Source organism: Mesorhizobium sp. CA4, assembly GCF_020165075.1.
Classification (GTDB): Bacteria; Pseudomonadota; Alphaproteobacteria; order Rhizobiales; family Rhizobiaceae; genus Mesorhizobium.
Map to the genome: position 1 here is coordinate 20,508 of NZ_JAIUHK010000027.1, position 23,875 is coordinate 44,382.

The 23,875-nt window shown below is 62.0% G+C and carries 27 protein-coding genes and 1 tRNA gene; 13 read left to right on the top strand and 15 right to left on the bottom strand.

What is annotated here, in order from left to right:
- Positions 1-8 precede the first annotated feature (8 nt).
- The 4 genes from LB528_RS21015 to LB528_RS21030 all read right to left on the bottom strand — a co-directional run bounded on the left by LB528_RS21015 (position 9) and on the right by LB528_RS21030 (position 4,211).
- Entirely contained in the window at positions 9-1,487 is a 1,479-nt protein-coding gene (locus LB528_RS21015; protein WP_224716160.1) for a DEAD/DEAH box helicase, read from the bottom strand.
- Between the two features lies 1 nt (position 1,488).
- Positions 1,489-1,980 (bottom strand): hypothetical protein, encoded by a 492-nt coding sequence (locus tag LB528_RS21020; RefSeq protein ID WP_224716161.1) that lies wholly within the window; start codon positions 1,978-1,980, stop codon positions 1,489-1,491.
- Positions 1,981-2,020: 40 nt separating this feature from the next.
- A complete protein-coding gene (locus tag LB528_RS21025) occupies positions 2,021-3,670 on the bottom strand; it encodes a site-specific DNA-methyltransferase (RefSeq protein WP_224716162.1) in 1,650 nt (549 codons plus the stop codon).
- Positions 3,671-3,977: 307 nt separating this feature from the next.
- Positions 3,978-4,211, bottom strand: a complete 234-nt coding sequence (locus tag LB528_RS21030) for a hypothetical protein (RefSeq protein WP_224716163.1) — start codon at positions 4,209-4,211, stop codon at positions 3,978-3,980.
- A 77-nt stretch (positions 4,212-4,288) separates the two neighbouring features.
- Here LB528_RS21030 and LB528_RS21035 point away from each other — a divergent pair, with 77 nt between their 5' ends.
- From LB528_RS21035 to LB528_RS21070, 8 genes are all read left to right on the top strand, one after another.
- Complete coding sequence (locus LB528_RS21035; RefSeq protein ID WP_224716164.1) at positions 4,289-4,918, top strand: helix-turn-helix domain-containing protein; 630 nt, start codon at positions 4,289-4,291, stop codon at positions 4,916-4,918.
- A 128-nt stretch (positions 4,919-5,046) separates the two neighbouring features.
- Positions 5,047-5,538 (top strand): hypothetical protein, encoded by a 492-nt coding sequence (locus LB528_RS21040; protein ID WP_224716165.1) that lies wholly within the window; start codon positions 5,047-5,049, stop codon positions 5,536-5,538.
- Positions 5,535-6,518: a YqaJ viral recombinase family protein gene (locus tag LB528_RS21045; protein WP_224716166.1), complete on the top strand. Its 984-nt coding sequence runs from the start codon at positions 5,535-5,537 to the stop codon at positions 6,516-6,518. The genes LB528_RS21040 and LB528_RS21045 overlap by 4 nt, the downstream gene beginning before the upstream one ends.
- A 3-nt stretch (positions 6,519-6,521) precedes the next feature.
- A complete protein-coding gene (locus tag LB528_RS21050) occupies positions 6,522-7,478 on the top strand; it encodes a recombinase RecT (protein WP_224716167.1) in 957 nt (318 codons plus the stop codon).
- A gap of 11 nt (positions 7,479-7,489) precedes the next feature.
- Entirely contained in the window at positions 7,490-7,852 is a 363-nt protein-coding gene (locus tag LB528_RS21055) for a helix-turn-helix transcriptional regulator (RefSeq protein WP_224716168.1), read from the top strand.
- Positions 7,849-8,049 (top strand): hypothetical protein, encoded by a 201-nt coding sequence (locus LB528_RS21060; protein ID WP_224716169.1) that lies wholly within the window; start codon positions 7,849-7,851, stop codon positions 8,047-8,049. Before LB528_RS21055 ends, LB528_RS21060 begins: the two co-directional genes overlap by 4 nt.
- A 14-nt stretch (positions 8,050-8,063) precedes the next feature.
- Positions 8,064-8,318 (top strand): hypothetical protein, encoded by a 255-nt coding sequence (locus LB528_RS21065; protein WP_224716170.1) that lies wholly within the window; start codon positions 8,064-8,066, stop codon positions 8,316-8,318.
- Entirely contained in the window at positions 8,315-8,623 is a 309-nt protein-coding gene (locus tag LB528_RS21070; protein WP_224716171.1) for a hypothetical protein, read from the top strand. Before LB528_RS21065 ends, LB528_RS21070 begins: the two co-directional genes overlap by 4 nt.
- Here LB528_RS21070 and LB528_RS21075 read toward each other — a convergent pair.
- Both LB528_RS21075 and LB528_RS21080 read right to left on the bottom strand, forming a co-directional pair.
- A complete protein-coding gene (locus LB528_RS21075; RefSeq protein WP_224716172.1) occupies positions 8,566-9,249 on the bottom strand; it encodes a hypothetical protein in 684 nt (227 codons plus the stop codon). The two genes, LB528_RS21070 and LB528_RS21075, sit on opposite strands and share 58 nt — an antisense overlap.
- Before the next feature lie 636 nt (positions 9,250-9,885).
- Entirely contained in the window at positions 9,886-10,143 is a 258-nt protein-coding gene (locus LB528_RS21080; protein ID WP_224716173.1) for a hypothetical protein, read from the bottom strand.
- Between the two features lie 284 nt (positions 10,144-10,427).
- Here LB528_RS21080 and LB528_RS21085 point away from each other — a divergent pair, with 284 nt between their 5' ends.
- The gene (locus LB528_RS21085) at positions 10,428-11,171 is read left to right on the top strand and encodes an RES family NAD+ phosphorylase (RefSeq protein WP_224716174.1); all 744 of its coding nucleotides are present in this window, start codon (positions 10,428-10,430) and stop codon (positions 11,169-11,171) included.
- 163 nt (positions 11,172-11,334) lie between these two features.
- Here LB528_RS21085 and LB528_RS21090 read toward each other — a convergent pair.
- Positions 11,335-11,410: transfer RNA gene (locus LB528_RS21090), tRNA-Thr, on the bottom strand.
- A gap of 338 nt (positions 11,411-11,748) precedes the next feature.
- Here LB528_RS21090 and LB528_RS21095 point away from each other — a divergent pair.
- Positions 11,749-12,945 carry a hypothetical protein gene (locus LB528_RS21095; RefSeq protein WP_224514176.1) on the top strand — a complete coding sequence of 399 codons (1,197 nt, stop codon included), beginning with the start codon at positions 11,749-11,751 and terminating at the stop codon, positions 12,943-12,945.
- A gap of 157 nt (positions 12,946-13,102) precedes the next feature.
- Here the strand turns inward: LB528_RS21095 and LB528_RS21100 are convergent, their stop codons facing one another.
- Positions 13,103-14,704: a cisplatin damage response ATP-dependent DNA ligase gene (locus LB528_RS21100; RefSeq protein ID WP_224716175.1), complete on the bottom strand. Its 1,602-nt coding sequence runs from the start codon at positions 14,702-14,704 to the stop codon at positions 13,103-13,105.
- A 235-nt stretch (positions 14,705-14,939) separates the two neighbouring features.
- Complete coding sequence (locus LB528_RS21105) at positions 14,940-15,950, bottom strand: ligase-associated DNA damage response exonuclease (RefSeq protein ID WP_224716210.1); 1,011 nt, start codon at positions 15,948-15,950, stop codon at positions 14,940-14,942.
- A gap of 110 nt (positions 15,951-16,060) precedes the next feature.
- On the opposite strand from LB528_RS21105, the gene LB528_RS21110 reads away from it, so the two are divergent.
- The 3 genes from LB528_RS21110 (at position 16,061) to LB528_RS21120 (ending at position 18,132) form a co-directional block, all read left to right on the top strand.
- Complete coding sequence (locus LB528_RS21110) at positions 16,061-17,005, top strand: class I SAM-dependent DNA methyltransferase (RefSeq protein ID WP_224716176.1); 945 nt, start codon at positions 16,061-16,063, stop codon at positions 17,003-17,005.
- A 74-nt stretch (positions 17,006-17,079) separates the two neighbouring features.
- Complete coding sequence (locus tag LB528_RS21115; RefSeq protein WP_224514169.1) at positions 17,080-17,454, top strand: hypothetical protein; 375 nt, start codon at positions 17,080-17,082, stop codon at positions 17,452-17,454.
- A gap of 147 nt (positions 17,455-17,601) precedes the next feature.
- Entirely contained in the window at positions 17,602-18,132 is a 531-nt protein-coding gene (locus LB528_RS21120) for an AAA family ATPase (RefSeq protein WP_224514167.1), read from the top strand.
- On the opposite strand, the gene LB528_RS21125 is transcribed toward LB528_RS21120, so the two are convergent.
- From LB528_RS21125 to LB528_RS21150, 6 genes are all read right to left on the bottom strand, one after another.
- Complete coding sequence (locus LB528_RS21125; protein WP_224514166.1) at positions 18,129-19,070, bottom strand: 2-hydroxyacid dehydrogenase; 942 nt, start codon at positions 19,068-19,070, stop codon at positions 18,129-18,131. The two genes, LB528_RS21120 and LB528_RS21125, sit on opposite strands and share 4 nt — an antisense overlap.
- A gap of 39 nt (positions 19,071-19,109) precedes the next feature.
- A complete protein-coding gene (locus tag LB528_RS21130; RefSeq protein ID WP_224716177.1) occupies positions 19,110-20,738 on the bottom strand; it encodes an ABC transporter ATP-binding protein in 1,629 nt (542 codons plus the stop codon).
- Complete coding sequence (locus LB528_RS21135) at positions 20,735-21,235, bottom strand: type II toxin-antitoxin system VapC family toxin (RefSeq protein WP_224514161.1); 501 nt, start codon at positions 21,233-21,235, stop codon at positions 20,735-20,737. The genes LB528_RS21130 and LB528_RS21135 overlap by 4 nt, the downstream gene beginning before the upstream one ends.
- Entirely contained in the window at positions 21,235-21,468 is a 234-nt protein-coding gene (locus tag LB528_RS21140) for a hypothetical protein (protein ID WP_224514159.1), read from the bottom strand. The genes LB528_RS21135 and LB528_RS21140 overlap by 1 nt, the downstream gene beginning before the upstream one ends.
- Positions 21,469-21,618: 150 nt before the next feature.
- Complete coding sequence (locus LB528_RS21145; RefSeq protein WP_224716178.1) at positions 21,619-22,758, bottom strand: ABC transporter permease; 1,140 nt, start codon at positions 22,756-22,758, stop codon at positions 21,619-21,621.
- Entirely contained in the window at positions 22,758-23,852 is a 1,095-nt protein-coding gene (locus tag LB528_RS21150) for a microcin C ABC transporter permease YejB (RefSeq protein WP_224716179.1), read from the bottom strand. Before LB528_RS21150 ends, LB528_RS21145 begins: the two co-directional genes overlap by 1 nt.
- Positions 23,853-23,875 lie beyond the last annotated feature (23 nt).

Consider the following 23,875-nt stretch of genomic DNA (forward strand, 5'->3'; position numbering starts at 1 on the left):
TTCACCTTTCATCGAACGTATCGGGTTTGGGATTTCGCCATGCGGGCGGCGTGAACGTGCTTCGCCCATCCGTGGGGGTTCTTCATGCCGCGCATCTTTCCGAGCGCGACGAGGTCTTCGAACGTCTTGGCCTGGCTTTGCTCGCGCCTCGCCTCGACCCGCTTGGTGCGGTCGATTTCGGCCAATTCGCCGGCAAGTTCCTGCACGGTCCGGCCCATGGTCGGATAAACGTGATCGCATTGCGGACAGGTCGGCGCGGGCTGATGAACGCGGTAACAGTTCGGGCACTGGCGGGTTGTCACCGCCGGCTCGTCGTCGTCGTCATCCTTCGCCCGTTTCTTTTTCTTATGGCCCTCAAGGGTCCATTCGCGATCGTCGTCCGGCAGGCCGTGGCCGCGCCCGCCTTGATCCTTCGGAATGCTGTTGCCGGCGTGGTCGAGGATGAGCGCGAACGGCTTCGGACCCGCTGCAATCGCCATGAGCCGACCGGCCTGGGTTTCGAGGTCAAACCCTGGCGCGTAGACGGGGCGAAGCACGCGGCCGACTTGCTGTAGGAACAGCGCCAGCGAGTGCGTCGGCCGCAAGAGAATGGCGACCTCGATGGCCGGCAAATCGAAGCCCTCGGACACGAGGTCGACCGAGGAAAGCACCTGAATTTCGCCGCGTTCATAGGCCCGGAGAAGTTCGTCGCGGTTCGGGGAATCGCCATCAATGTGGGCGGCGCGGTAGCCTGCAGCTTGGAATTGCTCGACAACGCTCAAGCTGTGTTTGATCGAGACGCAAAACACCATCGCCTTTCGGCCATGGGCTAGGCGCCGATAATGCTCGACCGCGTTGCCAGTGATCGAGGAAGCGCCCATGCGCTTCTCAAGCTCGGCCTTATTGAAGTCCGTGCCGGAACGCTTGACCCCGCCTAGATCCGGCGAGGAAGGGGCGTACATGCGATAGGTGGACAGGTAGCCCTGTTCCATCAGCCAAGCCACGCTTGGGCCTGTCACCATCCGGCCGAACCATTTCCCTAGCCCGGTGCCGTCAAGGCGTTCTGGCGTGGCGGAAAGGCCGACAATCTTGGCCTTTTTGCTCGCGTACTCTTCGATGATATCGGCCCACGTCTTGGCCCCGGCGTGGTGCGCTTCGTCCGGCACATAGAGGTCGGGGGCGCCGTATCGGTCCATCCGCTTGCCGAGCGTTGCAATGCTAGCAATCTGGACGGGCTGGCGTCGGTCGCCGGACATGCCTGAAGCGATGATGCCGTAAGGGATACCGACCTTGTCGAAGGTGAGGGCGGTTTGCTTGATAAGCTCGCGCCGGTGGACACCGAACACGACCCGCTTGCCACGGGCCGCCGCTGACTTCGCCATGTAGGCGGCGAGGCCAGTTTTGCCGCCGCCGGTTGCCATCTGGACAAGCACGGCGTTGACCTCGCGAAGCGCGTCCCGCGCCTCGACAATTAGTTCTTGCTGGTAGGGGCGAAGAACGAAGGCCATCTTACGCCGCCACCGCCTCGCGCTCTTCCGTAGCGATGGCGTCGCGAACCGCGCGGCGCTCTGAAGGGGTGCCCCGGCCACTGGTCAGCGCGGCGTGGAATCCGCAATATGGCCGCCGGCTATTCAGAATCCGCGGTGCCCCGCAGAACAGCGAATTTTCGCGGTCATACTCTTCGTGATGGCCCCAAAGGGGGAACTCGCAACCGCATGAGGTGAGGCGGCCACGCGGCACGCCGTCAAAGCCCGGCGCCTTCTCGGGAAACCTGGCCTTGAATGGTTTTGGCGCCGGCCCCTCGATATGCGTTCGCGCTGTCGCCGTCTTGCGGACCCGCTTCCGCCCGTGGCCGCGAGGCCGGAACTTGTCGGGGTTGCGCCGGGCCAGGCCGTAAAGCTCTTCCGGCGTGCACTGGCAAAGCTCGGCGATTTCGGCACCGTTCATTCCGGTGGCCCAAAGGCGTGCCGCCTCGGCCTTGTTATCGACATTCCATTTCATGCGGGCATTCTCCGAATCGTTTGCGTTTTGCAAACGCTTGTTACGCGGCGACAGCCTTGCGGGCGTTGATTTCCGAGACGTGGGCGACGGTGTCGTCGCCGAAGAGAGGAAGGCCCTCGGCGGGCTCTATCTCTGTTCGCGCCCGTTTCTTTGTTTCCGGGCCGGCGAGCACAAGCGACATGCGCTTCGCAATATCGGCTTGGTATTCTTCCTCGCGCTCTATCAGGATGGCGTTGCACCCTTCCCAAAAGGCGGCCTCGCCCGTGGTGCCGGTGCCGGCGAATGGGTCGAGCACGGTTCCGCCCTTGCGGCAGATGAGACGGACAAGCCAGCGCATCAGGTCGACCGGCTTCACCGTGGGGTGTTTTGAGCCGAGGCGGTCGTCGCCGTCCGCCTTCGCCGAATAGAAGAACCTGGCCGCGCTGCCGGCACCGGCCCGAGGCGGGAACGGGTCACGCGGGCCAATCGGGTTATAGACGTTGTTCCGCTTACGCTCGCCGTGCTCGGGGCCTACGGCGCCCTTCTGGCCGGTTGCATCGGGGAACGCCGCCACAACCTCGGCGCTGCCATCGTGCAAGATGTTTGCCGGGTAGCGGCCGTCGACCGGCCGGGCGTCGCCGTCTTTGCCGAGGCCGGAATTCGCCTCATTCCATGTGTTTCCGCCGCCGGCCTTCCCGCCCCATCCCGTGGGCTTCTCGGCGTCGATGCGGCAGGCGTCCACATTGATGCCGCCGGTTCCGTGAGCCAGGGTGTTTTCCGCCACGGTGCCAATCAACGGCTTGCGGGCCAGGCATATAGGTTCCCATGCCGGTTTAAGAGCGGTGCCCCATCCGTCCCATTCGGCGGCCTCGGGCGTGCCGTGCGAATAGATATCGCGATCATAGGCGGGGCGTTCCTCGCCCTTGCCAACGTTTAGGAGCGCGCTGTTGCGCATGTCGTTCACAAGCGTTTCCGCCCCGAGGAATTCACCAAGGAAACCGCCTCTTCGGCGGAAAGCCCTGTCAATCCGGCCGCGCAATCCCTTGGACAGTTTGCGCTTGTCTCGCTCCTTCGCCCATTTTGTCAGGCGGTGGTAACGCTCTTGGATCTTTGGGTTTTCGCTAAGCCAAATGCGGAATAAGGCGTCGTCAATGCCCTTCGAAACGCTATGGTTCTTGGGGAATCCGGTGCCGTAGCACCATGCCAGCATGCCACCGAATTGGCTGTCTTCGATGCAGCGGAAGAACGCTTCAACCTGAGTCGGCGAAAGTGTTTCAAGGAACCGCACAACGGCGGTGTCACTGGCAAGCATGTTGAGAATGTTGTCGCGGACTTCGAAGCCCGCACGGGCGATAGCGGACGCCATGTCGTGATAAGTCCGGGTGCCCGAGAATGCCACCAAGTAGCCGCCGGGTTTCAGCACGCGAAGCACCTTTGCCCAAAGGTCCGAACGGAAGGCGATGTCGCCGCCGTCCCATGTCTTACCCATGAAGCCGGCGCTTGACCTGGCGAACACGCCTGCGCTGCCTTCCTTCGGTTCGGATGGCGCCGCGTCTTCGCCGCCGAAGCGGGCCACAATCGAGGTGAGGTGATAGGGCGGATCGCAGCACACCGCGTCGACGGAGGCCTCGGGGATTTCGTCAAGGCGGGTGAAGCAATCGCCGCCGAGTAGGACGACTCGGCCGTCTAAGAATTCCGTTTGGTTCTTCATGCTAGAACAAGTCCCCTTGTTGAGGTTCCGGGGGCGGTAGCTTCGGCGCCGGTGCTTCCACCGGCTCGGCCTTCCGCACCGTTTGCAATTCGTCAACGCGATGCGCGAAGCACCGCCAATTCCCGAGCCGTCCAGCCAAAAGCTTGACGTTGTAACCGAAGCTCGCGGCGCCGCCGCACACTTCGCAAACAAAATCCCCAGGGCCGGCGACTCGTGTCACGATTGATATAATCCGATAAGCGTTGACAAAATGCAAACCATGTTCGCCACCGGAAGGCAAGGCCCCAAAATGGCCCTATTGAAAAGATCAACTCGGCAACAGTTTCGCCAGGTCCACCGTTAGCCCTCGTTTTACCGCTATCTTAAGCAGTTTGGGCACATATGCGGCCGGAACGGTGCCCGCCATTCCTGGCGGTCTTCGCTTCACGTTGTCCCATCCGGCGATTGTGGAGGGGTCCAAATCGAGAAGCCGTGCCAATTCGGCACGTTTTCCGTTTGCAAACAAAAGCGTGACATATTGCAAAGGGGTGTTAACTTTCATTGGTGCTACCGTTTGCTATTTGTTAACAAGTCTGATACGGACTTGATTCGTAAGTGCATGAGGGGAGTTTAGCGTTTATGACGAAGCCCGACGTCGATTGGTTCCGCCGCAAACTGGAAGAGCACCGGCTTTCGCAGTCCGGCCTTGGGCGCATGCTTGGTATCGACAAATCGACCATGAGTTTGCTTTTGGGAGGCAAGCGCAAACTGACCCTTACCGCTGCCGCCGATATGGCGCGCATCCTGGGCGTTACCGCGACCGAGGTCATGGAGCGCTTTGGCGTCCGGGTCGACGGCATCCGGGGAGGCGACGAGGCCACCCCGCAAATGCTTCCCTTCGAAGGTTGGATCGATGAAAGCGCCTATGTCCACCCTGAGAGCACAAGCCGCCGCAAGCGAATGCTTGACGTCGGCGTGAACATGGAGGCCGGCGCCGGTGCGTTTCAGTGGCGGACGCCGCAGAGCAAAATGGACGTTCTGGACGGCTGGATAGTTGTGTCTGGCGCGAGGCGCGAGGCAGACGAAAGCATGTTCGGGCGCGGTTGCGTGGTCGGCCTCAAGGGCGGCGAAATGATGCTTCGCCTTGTCCGCCGAGGATATACGCCCGGAACACACCTTCTCTTCGGCCTCATGGGCACGCCGGACGTGACCGAAGCCGAGGTCGAGTGGTATGCGCCTGTTCTGATGATGAAGCCCGCGACGACCTGATACAACGCGCTTCTCGTTGATAAGCTCAAATTTTATCAATCTGTCGCACTTTCCCGGTTGACGCTCCCGATAGCGTGTTTGCATATTACAAACAGTTGGCAAAATGCAAACGAAGGATTCGGGGTCACATGCTGGTTTCGACAGGCGGAATTTATCGCTCCCAAGGCGGTAAAAAGGTGGGGCCGTTGCGGCCCTTTCGAGAAGGGGAAGACGGGCCGGCGCGCGATATCTTAGGCCGCCTCGCTTGGTTCGTGGCCGAGGGTATCGGTGCCTTCGATAAGTTCGGCCAGTGGCTTAGCGGCGGGCTTGAAAGCCCGAACCACCTTGTCGCCGAATGGGAAGGTGCCACCGCCATCGACGGCCATATCGAGCACGCCGCCAGCGACCGCGACCTCACCATCGGCGTAACCGTTCCCCTCGGAACCTTGCTCGCCGAGGTTCGGGTCGCGGAAAGCGACGAGGTCCGGGTCGACAAGGCGTGGCTTGAGCCCGCCGGCTTTGGCGGCGCGATGCCGCTTAGTGGACACACCATCGAAACCCTCGGCGTCTTCCACGCCGGCCGCTGGCGCAACTTCCGCGCCATCATCACGGCGGCGGCGTTGGCCGAGGTGCGCGCATGAGCAAGGCCCCTTACTCCGCCGAGGCCGAATGGTTCTGGCCGCGCAAAGAAAGCACCTGGCACAAGCTTCGCAAGCCGGACATCACCGCGACAAGCGCGGCAGCGCTGTTCGGGTGCTCGCCATACATGACGCCCTTTGACCTGTTCCACCGGATGGCAGGGAACATCACGGTCGAGTTTGAAGAAACCGAGCGCATGCTTTGGGGTAAGCGTTTGCAAAATGCAATCGCTCAAGGGGTATGCGAGGATAACGGTTGGCAGATCGTAGATGCACACCCCTTCCTCTATGCGAGGTCCAAGGCCGTGGCCGGCATGGGGGCTTCGCCCGACTACATCATCACAGACCCCGCCCGCCCGGAACTCGGCTTCGGCGTGCTTGAGATCAAGAACGTTGATTTTTTCGTGGCCGGCAAAGACTGGTCAGACGAAGAGGCGCCCCCGCATATCGAGTTTCAAGTGCAGCATCAGCTTGCCGTTACTGGTTTGCTGTGGGGTGCCGTGGCCGGTCTTATCGGCGGCAACACCGTCAAGGCATTCCGGCGCGAACGTGACGGCGAGGTGATCGCCGAAATTGTCGTCCGCGTCGAAGACATGCATAGCCGCGTGAAGCGCGCCGAAGCGCCGGCCGCCGACTACCTGGCGGACTACGAAACCATCCGCACGCTGTACCGGCACGCCACCGTGGCGAAGAGCTTCAACCTCGATATTCCCGGTGAGGAACCGGAACTTGATCCGGAAAAGCTCAAGGCCCTGATGGCCGCGAAGTTCGACGCCGACATCGTTTTCAAGGCCGCCGAGGAAGACAAAAAGCGCGCGGCGGCCGAACTGCTCGATTTCATCAAAGACACGGAAACGGTGTTCGGCGGCGGCTGGAAGCTTTCCGCCGGCACCGTCCACCGCGAAGCGTCAACCATCACCTATCCAGCAACCTCATACCGCAACCTTCGGCTTTCGAAGCCGAAGCCGAAGAAAGGCAAGTGACCTATGACCACCGTAAACAACGCCGTTGTTGTGCCGCAACCCCAGGCGCACCGGGCTATATCGGTATTTTCTAGCGAGGCCGATTTCACCTCGGGCCAGCGGCTTTGCAAGGCGCTGACAAGCTCAAACCTTGTGCCGGTGAACTACCGGGGCGAGGAAAACATGGGCAACGCCCTGGTCGCCCTCGACATGGCGAACCGGATGGGAATCCCGCCCATCATGGTGATGCAGAACCTCAACGTGATTGAGGGCCGGCCTTCCTGGGCTTCGCAATTCGTGATCGGCGCCCTGAATTCGTGCGGCCTGTTTTCGCCCATCAGGTTCCGCAAGAAGGTGCTCGGCGAACAAGAGGTCGCTTATGAGCGCTGGACCGGCCCGAAGGGCAATCGCTCCAAAGAAACCGTCAAGGCCAAGGTCCACAATATCGAGGTCACTGCCTACGCGGTCGAGAAAGCAACCGGCGAGGTGTTGGAAGGCCCGACCGTGTCCATCGCCATGGCGGTGGCGGAAGGCTGGTATTTCCGCCCCGGTTCGAAGTGGGTGACGATGCCGGACCTCATGCTGATGTACCGCGCCGCCGCGTTCTTCGGCCGCCTCTATGCCCCGCACATTCTCAACGGCATGCCGAGCGCCGACGAGGTGGCGGACCTTATGGACCTTCGGGACATCACCCCGGCGGCTTCCGAGCCCGAGACGGTGGCGGAAACGCCTGCAGCGAAGCCGAAGCCGGCGGGCAGGCCTCGGGGTGTCCACGCCGCGATGACGGCGGCGAAGGAAGCCGAGAAGGCGAAGGAAAAGAAGCCGGCCGGTCCCGTCATCGAAGCCGAGGCGGAAGAGATCCCGCACGATGAAGATGGCGTCATTCTGGAAGACGACCCGGACGGCGACGCCGAGCGCGGCGCCGGTGCCGACGATGTCTTCGGCGTTGACGAAGACGACGACGAATTCAATCCGGCTTGAGGGGCGCCACAATGACCGGAATTGAATTGGTTCGCGAATTTCAGATCGCAGCGACCGGCGCCCGCCGGGCGCTGGCGGTGGCTGAGAGGGCGGTTGCGGACCTCAACGCGAAGGCCGAGGCATTCGCCCTCGCCTTCGGCCAGCCTGGCGAGGCCTCGCCGGCCATCGCCAGCAATGGCGACGCCCTTCTCACCGCCGATGACGTCGCCGGCATCCTTCGGGTGAGCAAAGCCACGCTTGCCCGCTGGCGCGTGCTCGGCACCGGTCCCGGCTACGTCAAGAAACAGGGACGTATCCTGTACCGCGCCGAGACGGTGGAAAAGTTCGTGACCTCCAAAGAGCGCACCAAGACGCGCGACGAGGGCAGGCCATGAGCGCGGGCGCCGAGGTCTATACGCGCACCGTCAAGGTGCTTGACGCTTACGAACGGGCCGCCCTGGTCCGCGACAACGATACGGGCCGCGAGGGCTGGATTTCTCTAGCTCACGCGGACCTGTCACCCGCCGGCCCGCTTCACGTGTTGACGGTGTCGGTCGAGGTGGCCCGCGATGCGGGCTTGCTTCCAAACTGATGCGGGGAACCCCAATGAACGCGGCCGAAGACCTATCGTTGATTGACGAGTTTGATCTTAGTCAGCAACGCCGCGCGATGTCTGCTTTGCAGGCCGAGCGCCAGCGCATCGCCATGCCGGTGGCGGTGATGGAATTGAAGTCGGGCGTTTGCATGAATTCCTTTTACGCCTGGCACGGCGGCTTGAGGGAACCGACCCTTGGTTGCCTGGTCGCCGTGGCGCAAACGCTCGGCTTTGACATCATCATGAGGCGCCGGAAAAAATCGTGACAACGCTTTCAGAACTGCACGCCGCCGCCGAGCGTAAGGCGGCGGCGGCCGAGGCCATCGTTGCCAAAGAACAGGCGGCGCTAGAGGCCGACCTAACCTTCGCACGCGAGCACAAGCAAGCGATGGGTGCCGGCTACTGGCAACCCCTTCACCGGGCGAAGCTGCAGGCGAAAATCGCCCGAGCCCTCGCCGACACCTACGCCGAACTTTTTGCAGAGATAGGCAAAGCGAATGACCGGAGTAGTGGTCAATTTGAATCGGGGGTGGCCATCTCAATATCGCCGGGGCCAATACAACCGTTATAAAAATCGGGCTCCTTAACCGCTGAGCATCGGTCGGAATTCGCGCGCATTAGTTCAAAAAGATCATCCACATCCAACGAAAGGCTCGTGGCACGTTGCTTCCCATCTGAGTCGCCAAACACGAATACGATGGCAGTTTCGGGTGCTTTTTCACCCTTGAGAACCATCTTCATCATCTCCAAAGAGTTTTTATATGATTGATCTTGGCTGAGAAGCGGAACCACATCAAACATTAAAAGATTGCTTCCAGGAGCGATGATTGCCTTTTGATCGTCCCGCAGCCGTATTTTGGTGGCGGGAGCGAGATAGTCGCTCCTGGTAGTTGCACGGACGAATACCCCTGGCGCATCACCTTTGTTGACGATCATCAAACGAATCGTCGTTCCGTCAAGCGAGATAATCGGAGGAGCTAGCACCGAATGAGGCGTGTGCTGGAGGCTTACGAAGCTTGGCACGGCGAAACTGAGAACCGATATCAAAGCTGTGAGCAATGCCAGCACTGTGCTTGAAACGGCAAACCAGCGTCGCCAATCCTGATAGGAATGGCAGTGTGTGCAAACCTGAGCGCCTTCAGGAATGGATAGACGACACTGAAGGCAGTGCGTCATCCGCTGTACGTCCTCAGACAAGCCGACCCCCCTTTGCTTCGCCTGCCTACAGCAAAAGGGCACCCCGTTGCCGGGATGCCCTTCTAGTTCAGGCCATTCGTGCAAAAATCAGCATGACTGACGTCAAACTGAAACGCAGCACAAGCCGATAGCAACTGCTATCAGCTGAATGGCTGGCCTCAACGACGAAAGTGACCATGGCCACCTCCCTCATCTAGCGCGGGGCCTCCAATTGTAGCCGCCTCGCGCATGGGCCAACGCCTGGGTTTTTCTCTAATCGCTTGCCGGCTTTAGAAAACCCAAAAAAACGTCGCGGCTCTTTCCGAGTCGTATGATCAGTTGGGAAGCTCAAGTTGCTCCTGCAAGGCCTCGCCAAAAAAAGAAATCGCACTGCCGCACGCTTGAAGAATCGCGCAGGGCTCCGTGCCGCAGGCCGAAGTTTGTGCACTCGCCAGAAAAGGAAGCGACCGGCGCTTTCCCTGTCCTGCTCTCAGTTAAGCCACTTTGGTCCCATCAGCGCTGACGCCGGACACCGTCATGTGCTGGAACTTGTGCAGTCTAAAACGGATGAGAGTTCCCTAACATCCAAGCGAGCCTAGGCTCCTGAGAGTAATCTATCAACAATCGAGGGATGGGTGTCGGTCCATCCCTTTTCATTTAAGGTTGTATCCACCATGAGCATCGATCTCTCCATGGAGCGGGGTGGTGAACGATATCTATTTCTATTGGGCCCGCGGCGGCAAGGCTTTCGAGTGTTTTATTGCCCGCGACCATTACACCGTTAAACTCCGGAAGTCCGTCAAGCGCTCCATGTCTCCTTAGGTATCCTTCAGGGTCCGAAAAAAAACTCTTTACCTCTTCGTTCTTGAGCTTAATAACGCGGTCGAAAAACTGGAAGTCATCATCTTCGGTCATCGGAGGCGCCTCTATATTTGAGATCCGTTCTTGTTTGGAACTCCAGTAAACCGGGATTCCCAGATGAACCCCGACTTGGTGTGTATGTTCGCGTTTTTCTGGCTTTTCCGCAATAGCGGGGCGCGGTGTCGACCGCCGGCGCCATTCCAGGCGCCCGGACGGCCGTTGAGAGGCGTGATGTGTGCATTTTCCTTGGATTTTGACGCGCTCGTCCCGTCGGTTGAGTCTGGATTGGTCCGGATTGTGTATCATTGCTTGCAACGGTAGGATTCTGGGAGACCGAGTTGAACATCAACCTGACACAACTGACTCGGTACAACCGCTTTCGCAATGAGATAATTTATCCGGAATCCCGCGCGCTCTCACAGGAGGCCGAGGAATTCCTGTCCGCACTACATTCGGGCGCCGATCACAGAGCAGTCGCATTGAAACCGGGCGAACGGTTTTGGCGCGCGCAGATAGGAAACGATGTGGTTGAGACGGAGGATGGCCGGATCAACGTTTATGCGTTTCGTCCAGAGCGGATGAAACCCAGCGCTCAATTTGCTAAGGTCAATCGCGCTAGTCCGGCCGGCGTCCCTATCCTGTATCTTGCCACCGATGCCGAAACCGCGATGTCTGAATTACGACCGTGGTTTGGTGTTGACTTTTCGGTGGCTGAATTCAAGGTCACAAAGCCATTGCGCATCGCAAATTGCGTCAAAACCGGCGGCGGGTTTCCGCTGTATATGGGCGGAGACGACACTCCTGACTATCGATCAGAGGCAGCATGGGGGTTCGCCAGCGATGCATTTTCCAGGCCGGTTCAGAGTGGTGAAGAACAGCAATACAGAGTGACCCAATTTATTGCCGAGTCCCTGAATGGCCAGGGGTTCGATGGGATCATGTATAAGAGCCTGTGCACCTCTGGCGGTCGGAACCTGGCCCTTTTTGACCTAGGTAGTGCAGACGTTTGTTCGCTGCACCTCTTCCGTGTCAAATCGTTGAGACATGAATTCGAGCCTTCCGGCGAATCGGAAATCATATGAGGCGAGCGAGAGGCCGACGCTCTAGGACCGGTCGGGATGTTCAGCCGACGCTTGTCGAGGGCGCTGAAAAGGGTGAACAAATGAGGCTCGGCGATTGTTGGCAGACTGTTGGCAAGCGTTTTTTCGCTCTAGCTGCCAAAACCTGCAAAGCCTTGGGAAGTCTTGGTGCCGCTTGCGTGACTCGAACACGCGACCCCATCATTACGAATGATGTGCTCTACCAACTGAGCTAAAGCGGCCCGGGAAGCGTCAGGCTTCCAGAATGGGCTGGGTGATAGACTCAACTGCTCGCTAATTCAAGATGGGCAGCGGTGAATTCCGGCCTCGGCGGCGGCAATTCCGATCTACGGTTACCGCGCGACGGGCGCTAGGCGCGGCCTGTGGTGGCGCGCGGCCCGGCCGTCCTTTGTGCCCCGCTGGCCGGCGCGGCCGTGCCGGCGGTGACGAAAAATGTTGATTCTTCAACAAAAAATGCCGAAATGGCTTTGGCCGGCAAGGCAGCCGCTCGCCGTTGATTGATTGGTCGTCCGCGGCTAACGATCAGACAACCGGGAGCGAACGCGCAGAGGGAGCTCGCTTGGACCCCATCGAGAAAGCGATCCGGAATGCCTTCGAGAAAGGCAATGCCGAGGACCGTGCGTTCCGAGAGAAGGTCTATCGATCGGCCTTTGCCGCGCTCGACCGCGTCCTGCAGGCCAATCCGAACGTCACGGTCGAGGCCGCCATCAGCCGCCGAAAGGCAGTCCAGGCCAAGATCACTGAGATCGAATCGGAGTTCCTGCCGGCCGTGCCAGAGGTGACGCTGCCGCCGGAAAACGTCGCGCCCGCCGGCAATGGCGCGCCGGATCCCCACGTCGAAGCGCCGGCCGAATCGGCCGCGCCGGCGGTCGACGCGCCGCTGCCGCCGTCGCAAACCGCGCCGTCGCCATCGATCACCGTCGACGGCCCGGTGCAGCCCGATGCTTCGGACCGGCCGCGTTCGCGCGTGCTGCCGCGCGTCCCCGACATCATGCCGGATGAGACAGCGCTTCCCGATGCGCCCTCGCTCGATGATTCGCCGGGCGCCCCGGTCGGCAACGGCGCCCAGGTCGCGCCTGACCGCGACGAGCGGCGGATCAGGGGCCGGCGCCTGCCGCTGACCGCGATCTTCGTCGTCGCGACATTGCTCGCGGCCGCCGGCATCGGCCTCTATTTCGCCAAGCAGACGGGTGTCTTCAAGACCGCGGCCGAGCTCAACACTGGCCCGCCGGAGCCGACGCCGACGCTGGACGACGAGGATTCCTCGCAGCCGGCTGAGCCAGGTTCGCCGCAGAAGCCGGGCGAGGCGGACCAGTCGAAGAACTGGATCAACGTCTTCTCGCCCGCCGACCCGACCCATGTCAGCGCGCCGTCCGACGCCGCCGCGGAGGTGATGAAGGACGACACCGGCCAGTTCCTGCGCATCCGCTCGGGCGCGTCCGGTTCGGCCATTGCCTTCGATGTCGGCCAGGGCGTGCTGGAGAAGCTTGCCGGCAAGCATGCCATGTTCGACATCGTCGCCCGTTCGGAAGAAGGCAAGGAGACGCAGATCTCGATCGACTGCAATTTCGGCGATCTCGGCGATTGCGGCCGCAAGCGCTACGCAGTCGGCCACGAGCGCAACGAATATCTGTTCGACGTGCAGTTCCCGAACAAGCATCCGGGCGCCGCCGGCACCATCGCCGTCAATTCCGACTTCGACCAGAAGGGCAAGTCGGTGGATATTTACGAGATCCGCGTCTCGATCGCGCAGTGATCGCGTCGTTGTACCTGTCCACGCAAGCGCAGCACCCCATCCGGCGCTTCGCGCCGACCTCCCCATTGAGGGGAGGTAGGACATGGCGCCAACCCCTACCTCCCGTTGATGGGGAGGTCGCGCCGCAGGCGCCGGGTGAAGCGCCGGCGCCGATTTCCTAACCGTCCAGCAGCGCCTGCAGCGTCTCTATTCGGTCGGCTTCAGCCGCCGGCTTGTCCCAGCGCAGCCGCGAGATGCGGGGAAAGCGCATCGCCACGCCCGATTTGTGGCGGGTCGAGCGGTTGAGGCCTTCGAACGCCACCTCCAGCACTAGGCCGTTCCTGCGGTCGGCGCGCACCGAGCGCACCGGGCCGAAACGCTCGATGGTGTTGTCGCGCACATATTTGTCGATTTCTCTCAGCTCCTCGTCGGTGAAGCCGAAATAGGCCTTGCCGACCGGCACCAGCTCTTCCGATCCCTCCGGACCGGACCAGACGCCGAACGTGTAGTCGGAATAAAAGCTCGAGCGCTTGCCGTGGCCGCGCTGCGCATACATCAGCACCGCGTCGATAGTGTGCGGGTCGCGCTTCCACTTGAACCACGGGCCCTTCGGCCTACCGGCAAGGTAGGGCGAATCCCAGCGCTTCAGCATCACCCCTTCGATGATCGGATGCGGCGGCGCCTGGCGCAGCCGCTCCAGCGTCTCCCAATCGGAAAACGCGACCAGCGGCGAGAGATCGAAGCGGCTCGGGTCGAGGGTTTTGACGAAAGCCTCGAGTCGCTTGCGGCGTTCGGCGAAAGGCATCGCGCGCAGGTCCTCGCCGTCGATCTGCAGCGCGTCGTAGCAGCGCATGAAAGCCGGATATTGCTGCTGGATCTTTGGCGACACGCTCTTGCGGTTCAGTCGCTGCTGCAGGTCGGAGAAGGTTCCGGTCGCCTCGCGCGGGTCCCCGACCAGCAGCTCGCCGTCCAGCGCCGCCTCGAAATTCATGGCGGCGGCAAGGTCCGGGAAGGCGCCCGACACGTCGTCGCCGGTGCGCGAATAGAGCCGGCGCACACCGCCTTCGCACACCGCCTGCACGCGGATGCCGTCCCACTTCCATTCCGCCGCATAATCGGTCGGATCGAGCTTTTCGAGGTCGTTGTCGTCGACGGCGTTGGAAAGCATCACCGGCCGGAACAGTGCGAGCGCTGCGCTCCTCGGCTTTTCGGCCCGGCCCTCGAGCCAGGCGAACAGCTCGGTGTAAGGCGGCGCCAGACCGTGCCAGAGCTCCTCGATCTCGGCGACGTCGACTTGGCCGAGGTCGGCCAGCGCCTGCTTGGCGAGCCGCGCCGACACGCCGATGCGCAAGCCCCCGGTGACCAGCTTGATGATGGCGAAGCGCGCCGAGATGCTGGCGTCGTCGAGCAGCCGCGCCAGCACCCTGGGCCCGTCGGAGCGGCTTGCCGCCTGCAGTCTGGCGACCACCTCCGCGAGCGTCGGCACATGATTGGGGATGTGCCCTTGTGGTTGCGGCCAGACCAGCGACACGGTCTCGGCGAGGTCGCCGACATAGTCGTAAGAATAGCCGAACAGCACCGGGTCCATGCGCTCGACCACCAGCGCGCGCAGCATCGCCGGCTTCACCGCCGCGATGTTGAGATCGCCGGTGATGGCGGCGAGCGCCAGCCCGCGATCGGGATCCTCTACGCTGCAGAAATAATCGGTCAGCAGCGTCAGCTTGCCGTTGCGCGACGGCGTCAGCACGAGGCGGTCGAGGAGCTCGGCGAAGCGGTTCATGGGCGGCACGCCAATGACGAAGGCCGGCGCGAGGCACCCCCCTCTGTCCTGCCGGACATCTCCCCCGCAAGGGGGGAGATTGGCAGCTTCGGTGCTGTCGCATCTCCCGCGACGTTGGAAATTGGCGAAGGCCGTCGCGACATCCGATCTCCCCCCTTGCGGGGGAGATGGCCGGCAGGCCAGAGGGGGGTGTGAAGGATCGCGGCGGTGGCGATTTCTGGATCAAAAAACACCATCAATCGCCCTCGTCCTCATACCCTACGAGATGCAGCGGCCGCGCCGCGATGCCCTCCAGCTCGCACCAGCGCACCAGTGCCTCCTCGCGGCCATGGGTGACCCAGATTTCCTCCGCGCCGGTTTCCTTGATCGTGATGATCAGATCGTCCCAATCGGCGTGGTCGGAAATGATCAGCGGCAGCTCTACGCCGCCCTGCTTGGCGCGCTGGCGGATGCGCATCCATCCCGAGGCGAAGCAGGAGATCGGGTCGGGAAAACGCCGCGCCCAGCGATCGGCGAAGGCAGATGGCGGGCCGACGACGATCGCGCCGGCGAAATCGGCCTTGCCGCGGCTTTCCACCGTCGCCGGCTCGAGCCGCCCAAGATCGATGCCCTGGCTTTGATAATATTCGCTGAGCTTGGCCAGCGCGCCATGGATATAGATCGGCCGGTCGTAGCCGGCGTCGCGCAAAAGCCGCATCACGCGCTGCGCCTTGCCTAGCGCGTAGGCGCCGATCAGATGCGAGCGCTCGGGAAACTGCGCCGCCGATTTGAGCACGCGCGCGATCTCCTCATGGTCCGGCGGGTGGCGGAACACCGGCAGGCCGAAGGTCGCTTCGGTGATGTAGACATCGCACGGGATAGGCTCGAACGGCAGGCAGGTGGCGTCCTTCTGCCGCTTGTAGTCGCCGGAGGCGACGATGCGCATGCCTCCATGCTCGACGCAGATCTGCGCCGAGCCAAGCACATGTCCGGCCGGACGGAAGGTGACGGCGACGCCGTCGATGTCAAGGGTTTCGCCGAGCGCAGCCGCCTGCGTCGTTCCGGCGAAATCCTCGCCATAACGCAGCCCCATGATGTCGAGCGTCTCTTGCGTGGCCAGCACCGAGCGGTGGCCGGAGCGCGCGTGGTCGGAATGGCCATGCGTGATCAGCGCCCGCCCGACGGGCCGCACCGGATCGATGAAGAAATCGCCGGGCGGGCAGTAGAGGCCCTCCGGCCGGGGCTTGAGCAGGTCGCTGGCGCGCATGGCTTTGAACATAGTGGCTAAATTCCGCGCGGGAAGCCTGTTGCAAGAGACTGCTGACTCGTCCTACAGCCCCTTGCCGGCCCCGCCTCGCCGGTGGGATTCTTCAAAAGATGAAACCGCTCCAGGCCTCGTCGGGTGACTTGAACGCCGATCGCCGCGCCGATTTCGCCGAGATGCTGCTCGCCTCGGGCAAGCCCGCGCAGGCGGCCGAGCTTCTGCTCGACGCGATGGAACTGGCGCCGCAATGGGCTGCCGGCTGGTTTCGCCTCGGCGAGATGCAGGAGGCGGCTGGCCTGCTCGACCAGGCCGCGCAGGCCTGGGCCATGGCGCTGAAGCTGGACCTCGCGGATCGCCTTGGCGCCGCGCTCAAGCTTCAACTGATCGGCAAGGCGCCGGCCGCGGCGGCGCCGCCCAGCGCCTTCGTCGAGACCTTGTTCGATCACTATGCCGACAGTTTCGAGGACTCGCTTGTCCAGAAGCTCGGCTATGGGCTGCCGGATTTTCTCGAGCGCGCCATCCGCAAGGCAAGGCCCGGCCGGTTCCGGCTAGCCCTCGACCTCGGCTGCGGCACCGGCCTGATGGGCGAAAGGCTGCGGCCGCTCGCCGACCGGCTGGAGGGTTACGACATCTCGGCCGGCATGCTGAGGAAGGCGAAGGCCAAGGGCATCTATGACCGGCTCGCCAAGGCCGACCTGCAGCATTTCTCCCGCACCGGCGACAGGGCCGACCTCGTGGTCGCGGCCGATGTGTTCATCTATCTTGGCGCGCTCGAACGCATCGTCGGCGCGGTGGCCGGCATGCTTGCCGAGGATGGCCTGTTCGCCTTTTCGCTCGAGACGCTTGCCGGCGGCGATGATTTCGCCCTTTTGCCATCTCGGCGTTACGCCCATTCCGAGGCCTATGCGCGGCGCGTGCTTTGCGCCAACGGGCTTGCAGCCCTGTCGCTGGAAAGCATGGTTATCAGGCATGACCGGCACGATCCGGTCGAAGGCCTGGCCATCCTGGCCGGCGTCCCCGCGGCAGCCGCCGAGGTGGGGAATCCGGCAACGGCATGAGGTCGGCCTTGCTGCGAAAAAGCCTGAATGGCATGGTCCGGGTTGCGCGGGGCGGACACCATGAGGAGATATCCATGCGCTGGACCATGGTTGCATTGGCATCTTGCCTGACTGTCGCTGGCTGTGTCGGCGGCACGTCGATGGCCGAGCGTCAGGACGAGGATGTCCAATCCTCATTGCAATACGACGATGTGCCTTGCGACCAATTGCTGGCGCAGCGCAATCAACTGGCGCGGCAGAACAATCTGCCCGTCACTGCCAAGCCGAGCTTTTCCAATCCGGCCATGGGCTTCGGCCCCTTCATACCCGACACGCGCTCCAAGGCGCAGCGCGCCAGCAACAAGGCGAGCGGCGAGATCGACGCCATGAACCGCTCGATCGAACGCCGCGACTGCGGCAAGCCGAAGAAGAAGGAGACACTCGGGCTGCCCGGCTCGAAACCTTCCTGATCGTCCGATGCTCCGCCGGCGATCTACCGATCGCCGGGCTTCTTCGCCGCGCTTTCCCTTGACGCGATTGCGGACGGGGTTCGTTGCGGAGTAGTCAAAGCCGGCCGCCGAGCACTTTCTCCGGAACGGGTCCAAGGCCGTCACTCCATGAACCTCTCAGACTTTGGCGACCGCATCTGCATCCTGGGACCGTCCAACAGCGGCAAGTCCACCCTTGCCAACGCGATCGCGCGCAAGCGCGGTCTGGAAGCCGTTCACCTCGATCAGCTCTTTCACCTGCCCAATACGGATTGGCAGCAGCGTCCAAAGGACGAATTCATCACCCTGCACGATGCAGCCATCGCCAGCGAACACTGGGTGATGGACGGGAACTATTCGGTTTGCATGACGCAGCGCTTTCGACGGGCGACAGGTCTGATCCTGCTGGATATCTCCACGCCCGCAAGTCTGTTGCGTTATTTTCGGCGAACGCTGTTTGAGACCAAGCGGCATGGCGCGCTGGAAGGCGGGCGCGACAGCATCAAGTGGGACATGATCCGCCACATTGCCGTGGTGACGCCGCGAAACCGCAAGCGATACCAAGCGATGTTCGAAGAGCTCGAGCTGCCGAAGCTGCGGCTGTCTTCGCTGCGGTCGATCAAGCAATGCTTCCGCGACTGGAGTTTGTCGCTCGATTAATACCCCGCCTCTCTGTCGACCAGGTTCTCGAGCTTCTCGCCGCGCTCGTAAGCTGCCATCTGGCGCAGCATGATCGGCACCAGATGCGCCGGATCCGACGTCGCCGCCGCATGAGGCGTGACGAACACTTTCGGATGGCTCCATAGCGGGCTGGTCTTCGGCAGCGGCTCGACCTCGAACACGTCGAGGCTCGCTTCCTTCAGCGTGCCGTCGTCCAGCGCGCGCATAATGTCGGCATCCTTCTGCAGGCGGCCGCGCCCGGCATTGATCAGCACGGCGCCGCCGAGGCCGTTGCGCCGGCGCAGTTCCTTGAGCAGCCCGTAATTGACGATGCCTTGCGTTTGCGGGGTCAGCGGCAAGAGCACGACGAGGATATCGGTGGCGTTGAGGAACGGGATCAGCCCCGCCTCGCCGGAATAGGTCGAAACGCCCTGCATCGGCCGGTCGCTGCGCGACCAGCCATTGACGGCGAAGCCGAGCGACAGCAACGCCGAAGCCGCGGCGCGACCAAGACTGCCAAGTCCCATGATGCCGACGGAGATGTCGCCGGCCACCCGTTGCGGCGGATCGTGCCAGATCTTCTTTTGCTGCTGAGCCCGGTAAAGCGAGGCCTGGCGATGGTGGTCGAGCACGCGCCAGACGACATATTCGACCATGTGCTGGGTCAGGTTGTCGGCGACGATCTTGACGATCGGCACGTCGGGCAGACCGGGATCGGCAAAGACATGGTCGACGCCGGCGCCGATCGAGAAGATGGCGCGCAGATTGGGCAGCGACTTGAGAAGGTTGGGCTTCTGCTTCCAGACCACCGCATAGGTGATCGACGGATCGTCGGCGCCGTTCGGCTCCAGCACGACCTCCCGCTCGGCCGAGAGCAACTCGTGCCAGCGCTGCGGGTGGATGCCCGTAAGGGCAAGCAGGATTTTCCCTTTTTCCATTCTCGGATTTTCTTCCCTGTTTCGCCAGTGCGGGTCGGGTTACTCGCTGACCACACCGGTCGGTGCGGTCTCGATCTTGAAGGCCGCCGCCATCAGCGCCCGCGTATAGTCGGTTTGCGGGCTGCTGAAAATCTGCTCGGAAGGTCCCGCCTCGACGATCTGGCCATTGCGCATGACGATGACGTCGTTGGCAAGGGCGCGGACGACCTTGAGGTCGTGGCTGATGAAGAGATAGGCGAGATTGTGCTTGGCCTGCAGGCTGCGCAAAAGGTCGACCACCTGCGCCTGCACGCTCATGTCGAGCGCGGAGGTCGGCTCGTCGAGCATGACGAAACGCGGGTTGAGCACCATGGCGCGGGCGATGGCGACGCGCTGGCGCTGGCCGCCGGAGAACTCGTGCGGGTAGCGGTGGCGCGTTTCGGGATCGAGGCCGACCTCCTTCAGCACGGCGACCACCTTGTCGTCGCGCTGGTCGGCCGAGAGTTTCGGCTCGTGGATCTTCAGCCCTTCCTCGATGATCTCGGAGACCGAGAGGCGTGGGCTGAGCGAGCCGAACGGATCCTGGAAGACGATCTGTAATTCGCGCCGCAGCGGCCGCATGGCGCTGAAGGAGAGCTGGTTGATGTCACGTCCGTTGAAATTGATCCTGCCGCTCGAGGAGATCATCCTGGCGAGCGCCAGGCCCAGTGTCGTCTTGCCCGAACCGGACTCGCCGACCACGCCCAGTGTTTGGCCGGCCCGCACCGTGACGTCGATGCCGTCCACGGCCTTCACATGGTCGACGGTCTTGCGGAAGAAGCCCTTCTTGATGGGGAACCAGACCTTGATGTCCTTGCCCGTCATGACGGCTTTGGCGCCCGGGTTGACTGCGGGCGGCTTGCCCTTCGGCTCGGCGGCGAGCAGATGCTTGGTGTAGTCGTGCTGCGGGTTGGTGAAGATATCCTTGGTCGGGCCACTCTCGACGATCTTGCCCTTGGTCATGACGCAGACGCGGTCGGCGATCCTGCGCACGATGCCGAGATCATGCGTGATGAACAGGAGCGACATGCCCTTGCGGGCTTTCAACTTGGCCAGCAGCTCCAGGATCTGCGCCTGCACGGTGACGTCGAGCGCGGTCGTCGGCTCGTCGGCGATCAGAAGCTCCGGCTCGTTTGCCAAGGCCATGGCGATCATGACGCGCTGGCGCTGGCCCCCGGAGAGCTGGTGCGGATAGGCGTCGAGGCGTTTCTGCGGATCGCGGATGCCGACCTCGGTCAGCAGCTCCAGCGTGCGCGCGCGGGCCGGGGCGTCGCGCAGGCCCTGATGCAGTTGCAGCACCTCGACGATCTGCTGCTCGATCGTGTGCAGCGGGTTGAGCGAGGTCATCGGCTCCTGAAAAATCATGGTGATCTTGTTGCCGCGCACGCCGCGCAACGCCTTCTCGTTCATGGCGAGCAGGTCGGCGCCGCCGAACAGGATTTTGCCGGAGGGGTGGCTGGCGGCGGGATAGGGCAAGAGCTTCAGCACCGAAAGCGCCGAGACCGATTTGCCCGAGCCGGATTCGCCGACCAGGGCAAGCGTCTCCCCCTTGGCGATGTCGAATGAGATATGGTCGACAGCGATCTCCTGCTTGCCGCCCTGCGTGAAGGCGACGCTCAGATCTTGGACGGAAAGCAGGGGAGCGGTCATCCTTCGATTTCCGTAATGATTTTATCGAGAACGGAAATTTCCGGTCGGATAATCGAGATCTCGGCCGTCAATTGCGGAGGAACGAGTCTGTCCGGTGCGACAGAATAAGCGCCCTTCAATCTGGTATCGGCAGTCAGGAATTGTGCGCAGCCGAAGTGCATTGCCGTGGAGAGGTGAATCGCATCGGGTAGCCTGAGAGAAACGAATTTTGAACGAAGCTGTGCCGCGTGCCACAGGACTTCACGAGTTACCATCCCAATCGAAACAAAGGCATTACCAGTCGAGATATTGTCATAAAGCTCGATAAGCGACTCATTGCCCTTTTTCAGAGGGTCCACCATCAACTCAGCCAACACGATCTCGCTTGTCGCGATGAAAGGTTGCTTTCTGCCCTCGTTCAAAGAGACGAGCTGAAGCAGTTTTCTTGCAAGAGCGTCATTATTTTCGAAAGCGTAGATGAAAATGTTCGTATCGACGTAAAGCCGGAAGGCGGCCATCAGTCCTCCCACTCGTCACGGAGGGCACGAACACGCGCCACGGCCTCTTCGAGGCTTGTCCCTGGAGCGCTGGCCTGGGCGTTCCGCATAAGTTCAAGCAGTTGCTTGCGGTCAAGGGGCCGTTTGGCCTCCTCTTCCACAGTCACTGTGACCGAGGCATTCAAGGCTATGCCCTCTCGCAACTCGTCCGGAAGTTTCGATGCGGGATAATGCTCGAGGATGACCTTATTCATAATTCCGTCTTCTCGTGGATCGCGGCGCGGAGAACGTGCAGATATTCACCAATCATGGTCGCCAGTAGTTTTGCCAATTCACCTACGCGCACTTTAATTCGTATCGCCACACTGAGAATATAACATGCCGGGTGCCGGTCCGCATTGTAGTCATTTGAACGTCTTGCGCGGATCGAAGGCGTCGCGCGTCGCCTCGCCGATGAAGACCAGCAGCGACAGCATCAGCGAAATCACGATGAAGCCGGAGATGCCGAGCCAGGGGGCGTTGAGGTTGCGCTGCGCCTGTTTCAGCAACTCGCCGAGCGAGGCCGAGCCGGGCGGCAGGCCGAAGCCGAGATAGTCGAGCGAGGTCAGCGTCGAAATCGAGCCACTGAGAAGGAAGGGCAGGAAGGTCAGCGTCGCCACCATGGCGTTCGGCAACAGGTGGCGGAACATGATGGTGAGGTTTGGTACGCCGAGCGCGCGCGCCGCGTTGACATATTCGAAGTTGCGGGCGCGCAGGAATTCGGCCCGCACCACGCCGACCAGCGCCACCCATGAAAACAGCAGCATCAGGCCGAGCAGGATGAAGAAGCCGGGCGGCAGGATGGCCGAGATGATAAGCAGCAGATAGAGCACCGGGATCGCCGACCAGATCTCGATGAAACGCTGGAAGAGAAGGTCGGTCCAACCGCCGAAATAGCCTTGCACCGCGCCGGCCGCGACGCCGATCAGCGAGGAGCCAAGCGTCAGGATCAGGCCGAACAGAACCGAGATGCGGAAGCCGTAGAGCACCCGCGCCAGCACGTCGCGGGCCTGGTCGTCCGTGCCCAGCCAGTTCCAGTTGCCGACGGTGCAGTTGGCATCGGCCTCGCCTTGCGGATACTGGCTGCAGCGGGTCTTCTTGTCGTAAAGCCATGATGGTTTTGCCGGTGCCGGTTCCGGGATGGCGTTGTTGACTGTCTGATAGGAGTAACGGACCGGCGGCCAGATCATCCAGCCATTGGAGTTGATCTCGTCCTGGATCACCGGATCGCGATAGTCGGTGACGGCATAGAAACCGCCGAACTTCTCCTCCGGATAGGCAACCAGGACCGGAAACAGGATCTCGCCCTTGTAGGAGGCGATGATCGGCTTGTCGTTGGCGATCAGCTCTGAGAACAGCGACAGCACGAACAGCAACAGGAAGATCCAGAGCGACCAGTAGCCGCGCCGGTTGGCCTTGAAATTCTGCAATCGCCGCTGGTTGAGCGGCGACAGAAATGGCCTGCGAGGCCGCGTCGGCGCGCGTTCGATCGCCGCCTCGCCCATCAGATGTCTCTCCGCTCGAAGTCGATGCGCGGATCGACCCAGGTGTAGATCAGGTCGGACAAAAGGCCGACGAACAGGCCAAGCAGCGAGAAGATGTAAAGCGTGGCGAACACCACCGGATAGTCGCGATCGATCACCGACTTGAAGCCAAGCAGGCCGAGGCCGTCGAGCGAGAAGATGTTTTCGATCAGCAGCGAGCCGGTGAAGAAGGCCGAGATGAAGGCGCCGGGAAAGCCGGCGATCACGATCAGCATAGCATTGCGGAAGACGTGGCCGTAGAGCACCTTGCGCTCCGACAGGCCTTTGGCGCGCGCCGTCACGACATATTGCTTGCGGATTTCCTCAAGGAAGGAGTTCTTGGTGAGCAGGGTGGTCGTGGCGAAAGCCGAGAGCACGAGCGCCGTCAGCGGCAGCGTCATATGCCAGAAATAATCGGCGATCTTGGCGGGCCAGGACAGCTGATCCCAATTGTCCGAAACGATGCCGCGCAGCGGAAACCAGTCCCAGAACGAACCGCCCGCGAACAGCACCATGAGCAGGATGCCGAACAGGAAGCCGGGAATGGCATAGCCGACGATGACCACGCCGCTCGTCCATACATCGAAGGTCGAGCCGTCCTTCACCGCCTTGCGGATGCCGAGCGGGATCGAGATCAGGTAGGACAGAAGCGTGATCCACAGGCCGATGGAGATGGAGACGGGCATCTTCTCCAGGATCAGGTTCAGCACCGAGATATCGCGGAAATAGCTGTCGCCGAAATCGAAGCGGATATAGTTCCACAGCATCATGCCAAACCGCTCGAGCGGCGGCTTGTCGAAGCCGAACTGCTTTTCTAGTTTCTTGATGAATTCGGGATCGAGCCCCTGCGCGCCGCGATATTTCGAGCCGACGTCGCCGGCAACGTCGAAATTGGTCGCGCCTGCATCGCCGCCGCCGCTGCCGAGGCGATCGTTGCCGCCCTGATTGGTCAGCCGGGCGATCACCTGCTCGACCGGGCCGCCCGGCGCGAACTGGATGACCGCGAAGGAGATCGCCATGATGCCGAACAGCGTCGGGATCATCAGAAGAATGCGGCGCAGGATATAGGCGCCCATCAGGCGACGGGCCCCGCGCGAAG

What these genes read in the sequence shown, in the direction of transcription:
- LB528_RS21035 (WP_224716164.1), top strand. Translation starts at nt 4,289, where the DNA reads ATGACGAAGCCCGACGTCGATTGGTTCCGCCGCAAACTGGAAGAGCAC.
- LB528_RS21030 (WP_224716163.1), bottom strand. Translation starts at nt 4,211, where the DNA reads ATGAAAGTTAACACCCCTTTGCAATATGTCACGCTTTTGTTTGCAAAC.
- LB528_RS21015 (WP_224716160.1), bottom strand. Translation starts at nt 1,487, where the DNA reads ATGGCCTTCGTTCTTCGCCCCTACCAGCAAGAACTAATTGTCGAGGCG.
- LB528_RS21145 (WP_224716178.1), bottom strand. Translation starts at nt 22,758, where the DNA reads ATGGGCGAGGCGGCGATCGAACGCGCGCCGACGCGGCCTCGCAGGCCA.
- LB528_RS21020 (WP_224716161.1), bottom strand. Translation starts at nt 1,980, where the DNA reads ATGAAATGGAATGTCGATAACAAGGCCGAGGCGGCACGCCTTTGGGCC.
- LB528_RS21025 (WP_224716162.1), bottom strand. Translation starts at nt 3,670, where the DNA reads ATGAAGAACCAAACGGAATTCTTAGACGGCCGAGTCGTCCTACTCGGC.
- LB528_RS21055 (WP_224716168.1), top strand. Translation starts at nt 7,490, where the DNA reads ATGACCGGAATTGAATTGGTTCGCGAATTTCAGATCGCAGCGACCGGC.
- LB528_RS21065 (WP_224716170.1), top strand. Translation starts at nt 8,064, where the DNA reads ATGAACGCGGCCGAAGACCTATCGTTGATTGACGAGTTTGATCTTAGT.
- LB528_RS21110 (WP_224716176.1), top strand. Translation starts at nt 16,061, where the DNA reads ATGAAACCGCTCCAGGCCTCGTCGGGTGACTTGAACGCCGATCGCCGC.
- LB528_RS21120 (WP_224514167.1), top strand. Translation starts at nt 17,602, where the DNA reads ATGAACCTCTCAGACTTTGGCGACCGCATCTGCATCCTGGGACCGTCC.
- LB528_RS21135 (WP_224514161.1), bottom strand. Translation starts at nt 21,235, where the DNA reads ATGGCCGCCTTCCGGCTTTACGTCGATACGAACATTTTCATCTACGCT.
- LB528_RS21140 (WP_224514159.1), bottom strand. Translation starts at nt 21,468, where the DNA reads ATGAATAAGGTCATCCTCGAGCATTATCCCGCATCGAAACTTCCGGAC.
- LB528_RS21130 (WP_224716177.1), bottom strand. Translation starts at nt 20,738, where the DNA reads ATGACCGCTCCCCTGCTTTCCGTCCAAGATCTGAGCGTCGCCTTCACG.
- LB528_RS21100 (WP_224716175.1), bottom strand. Translation starts at nt 14,704, where the DNA reads ATGAACCGCTTCGCCGAGCTCCTCGACCGCCTCGTGCTGACGCCGTCG.
- LB528_RS21045 (WP_224716166.1), top strand. Translation starts at nt 5,535, where the DNA reads ATGAGCAAGGCCCCTTACTCCGCCGAGGCCGAATGGTTCTGGCCGCGC.
- LB528_RS21125 (WP_224514166.1), bottom strand. Translation starts at nt 19,070, where the DNA reads ATGGAAAAAGGGAAAATCCTGCTTGCCCTTACGGGCATCCACCCGCAG.
- LB528_RS21115 (WP_224514169.1), top strand. Translation starts at nt 17,080, where the DNA reads ATGCGCTGGACCATGGTTGCATTGGCATCTTGCCTGACTGTCGCTGGC.
- LB528_RS21080 (WP_224716173.1), bottom strand. Translation starts at nt 10,143, where the DNA reads ATGACCGAAGATGATGACTTCCAGTTTTTCGACCGCGTTATTAAGCTC.
- LB528_RS21150 (WP_224716179.1), bottom strand. Translation starts at nt 23,852, where the DNA reads ATGGGCGCCTATATCCTGCGCCGCATTCTTCTGATGATCCCGACGCTG.
- LB528_RS21060 (WP_224716169.1), top strand. Translation starts at nt 7,849, where the DNA reads ATGAGCGCGGGCGCCGAGGTCTATACGCGCACCGTCAAGGTGCTTGAC.
- LB528_RS21040 (WP_224716165.1), top strand. Translation starts at nt 5,047, where the DNA reads ATGCTGGTTTCGACAGGCGGAATTTATCGCTCCCAAGGCGGTAAAAAG.
- LB528_RS21050 (WP_224716167.1), top strand. Translation starts at nt 6,522, where the DNA reads ATGACCACCGTAAACAACGCCGTTGTTGTGCCGCAACCCCAGGCGCAC.
- LB528_RS21105 (WP_224716210.1), bottom strand. Translation starts at nt 15,950, where the DNA reads ATGCGCGCCAGCGACCTGCTCAAGCCCCGGCCGGAGGGCCTCTACTGC.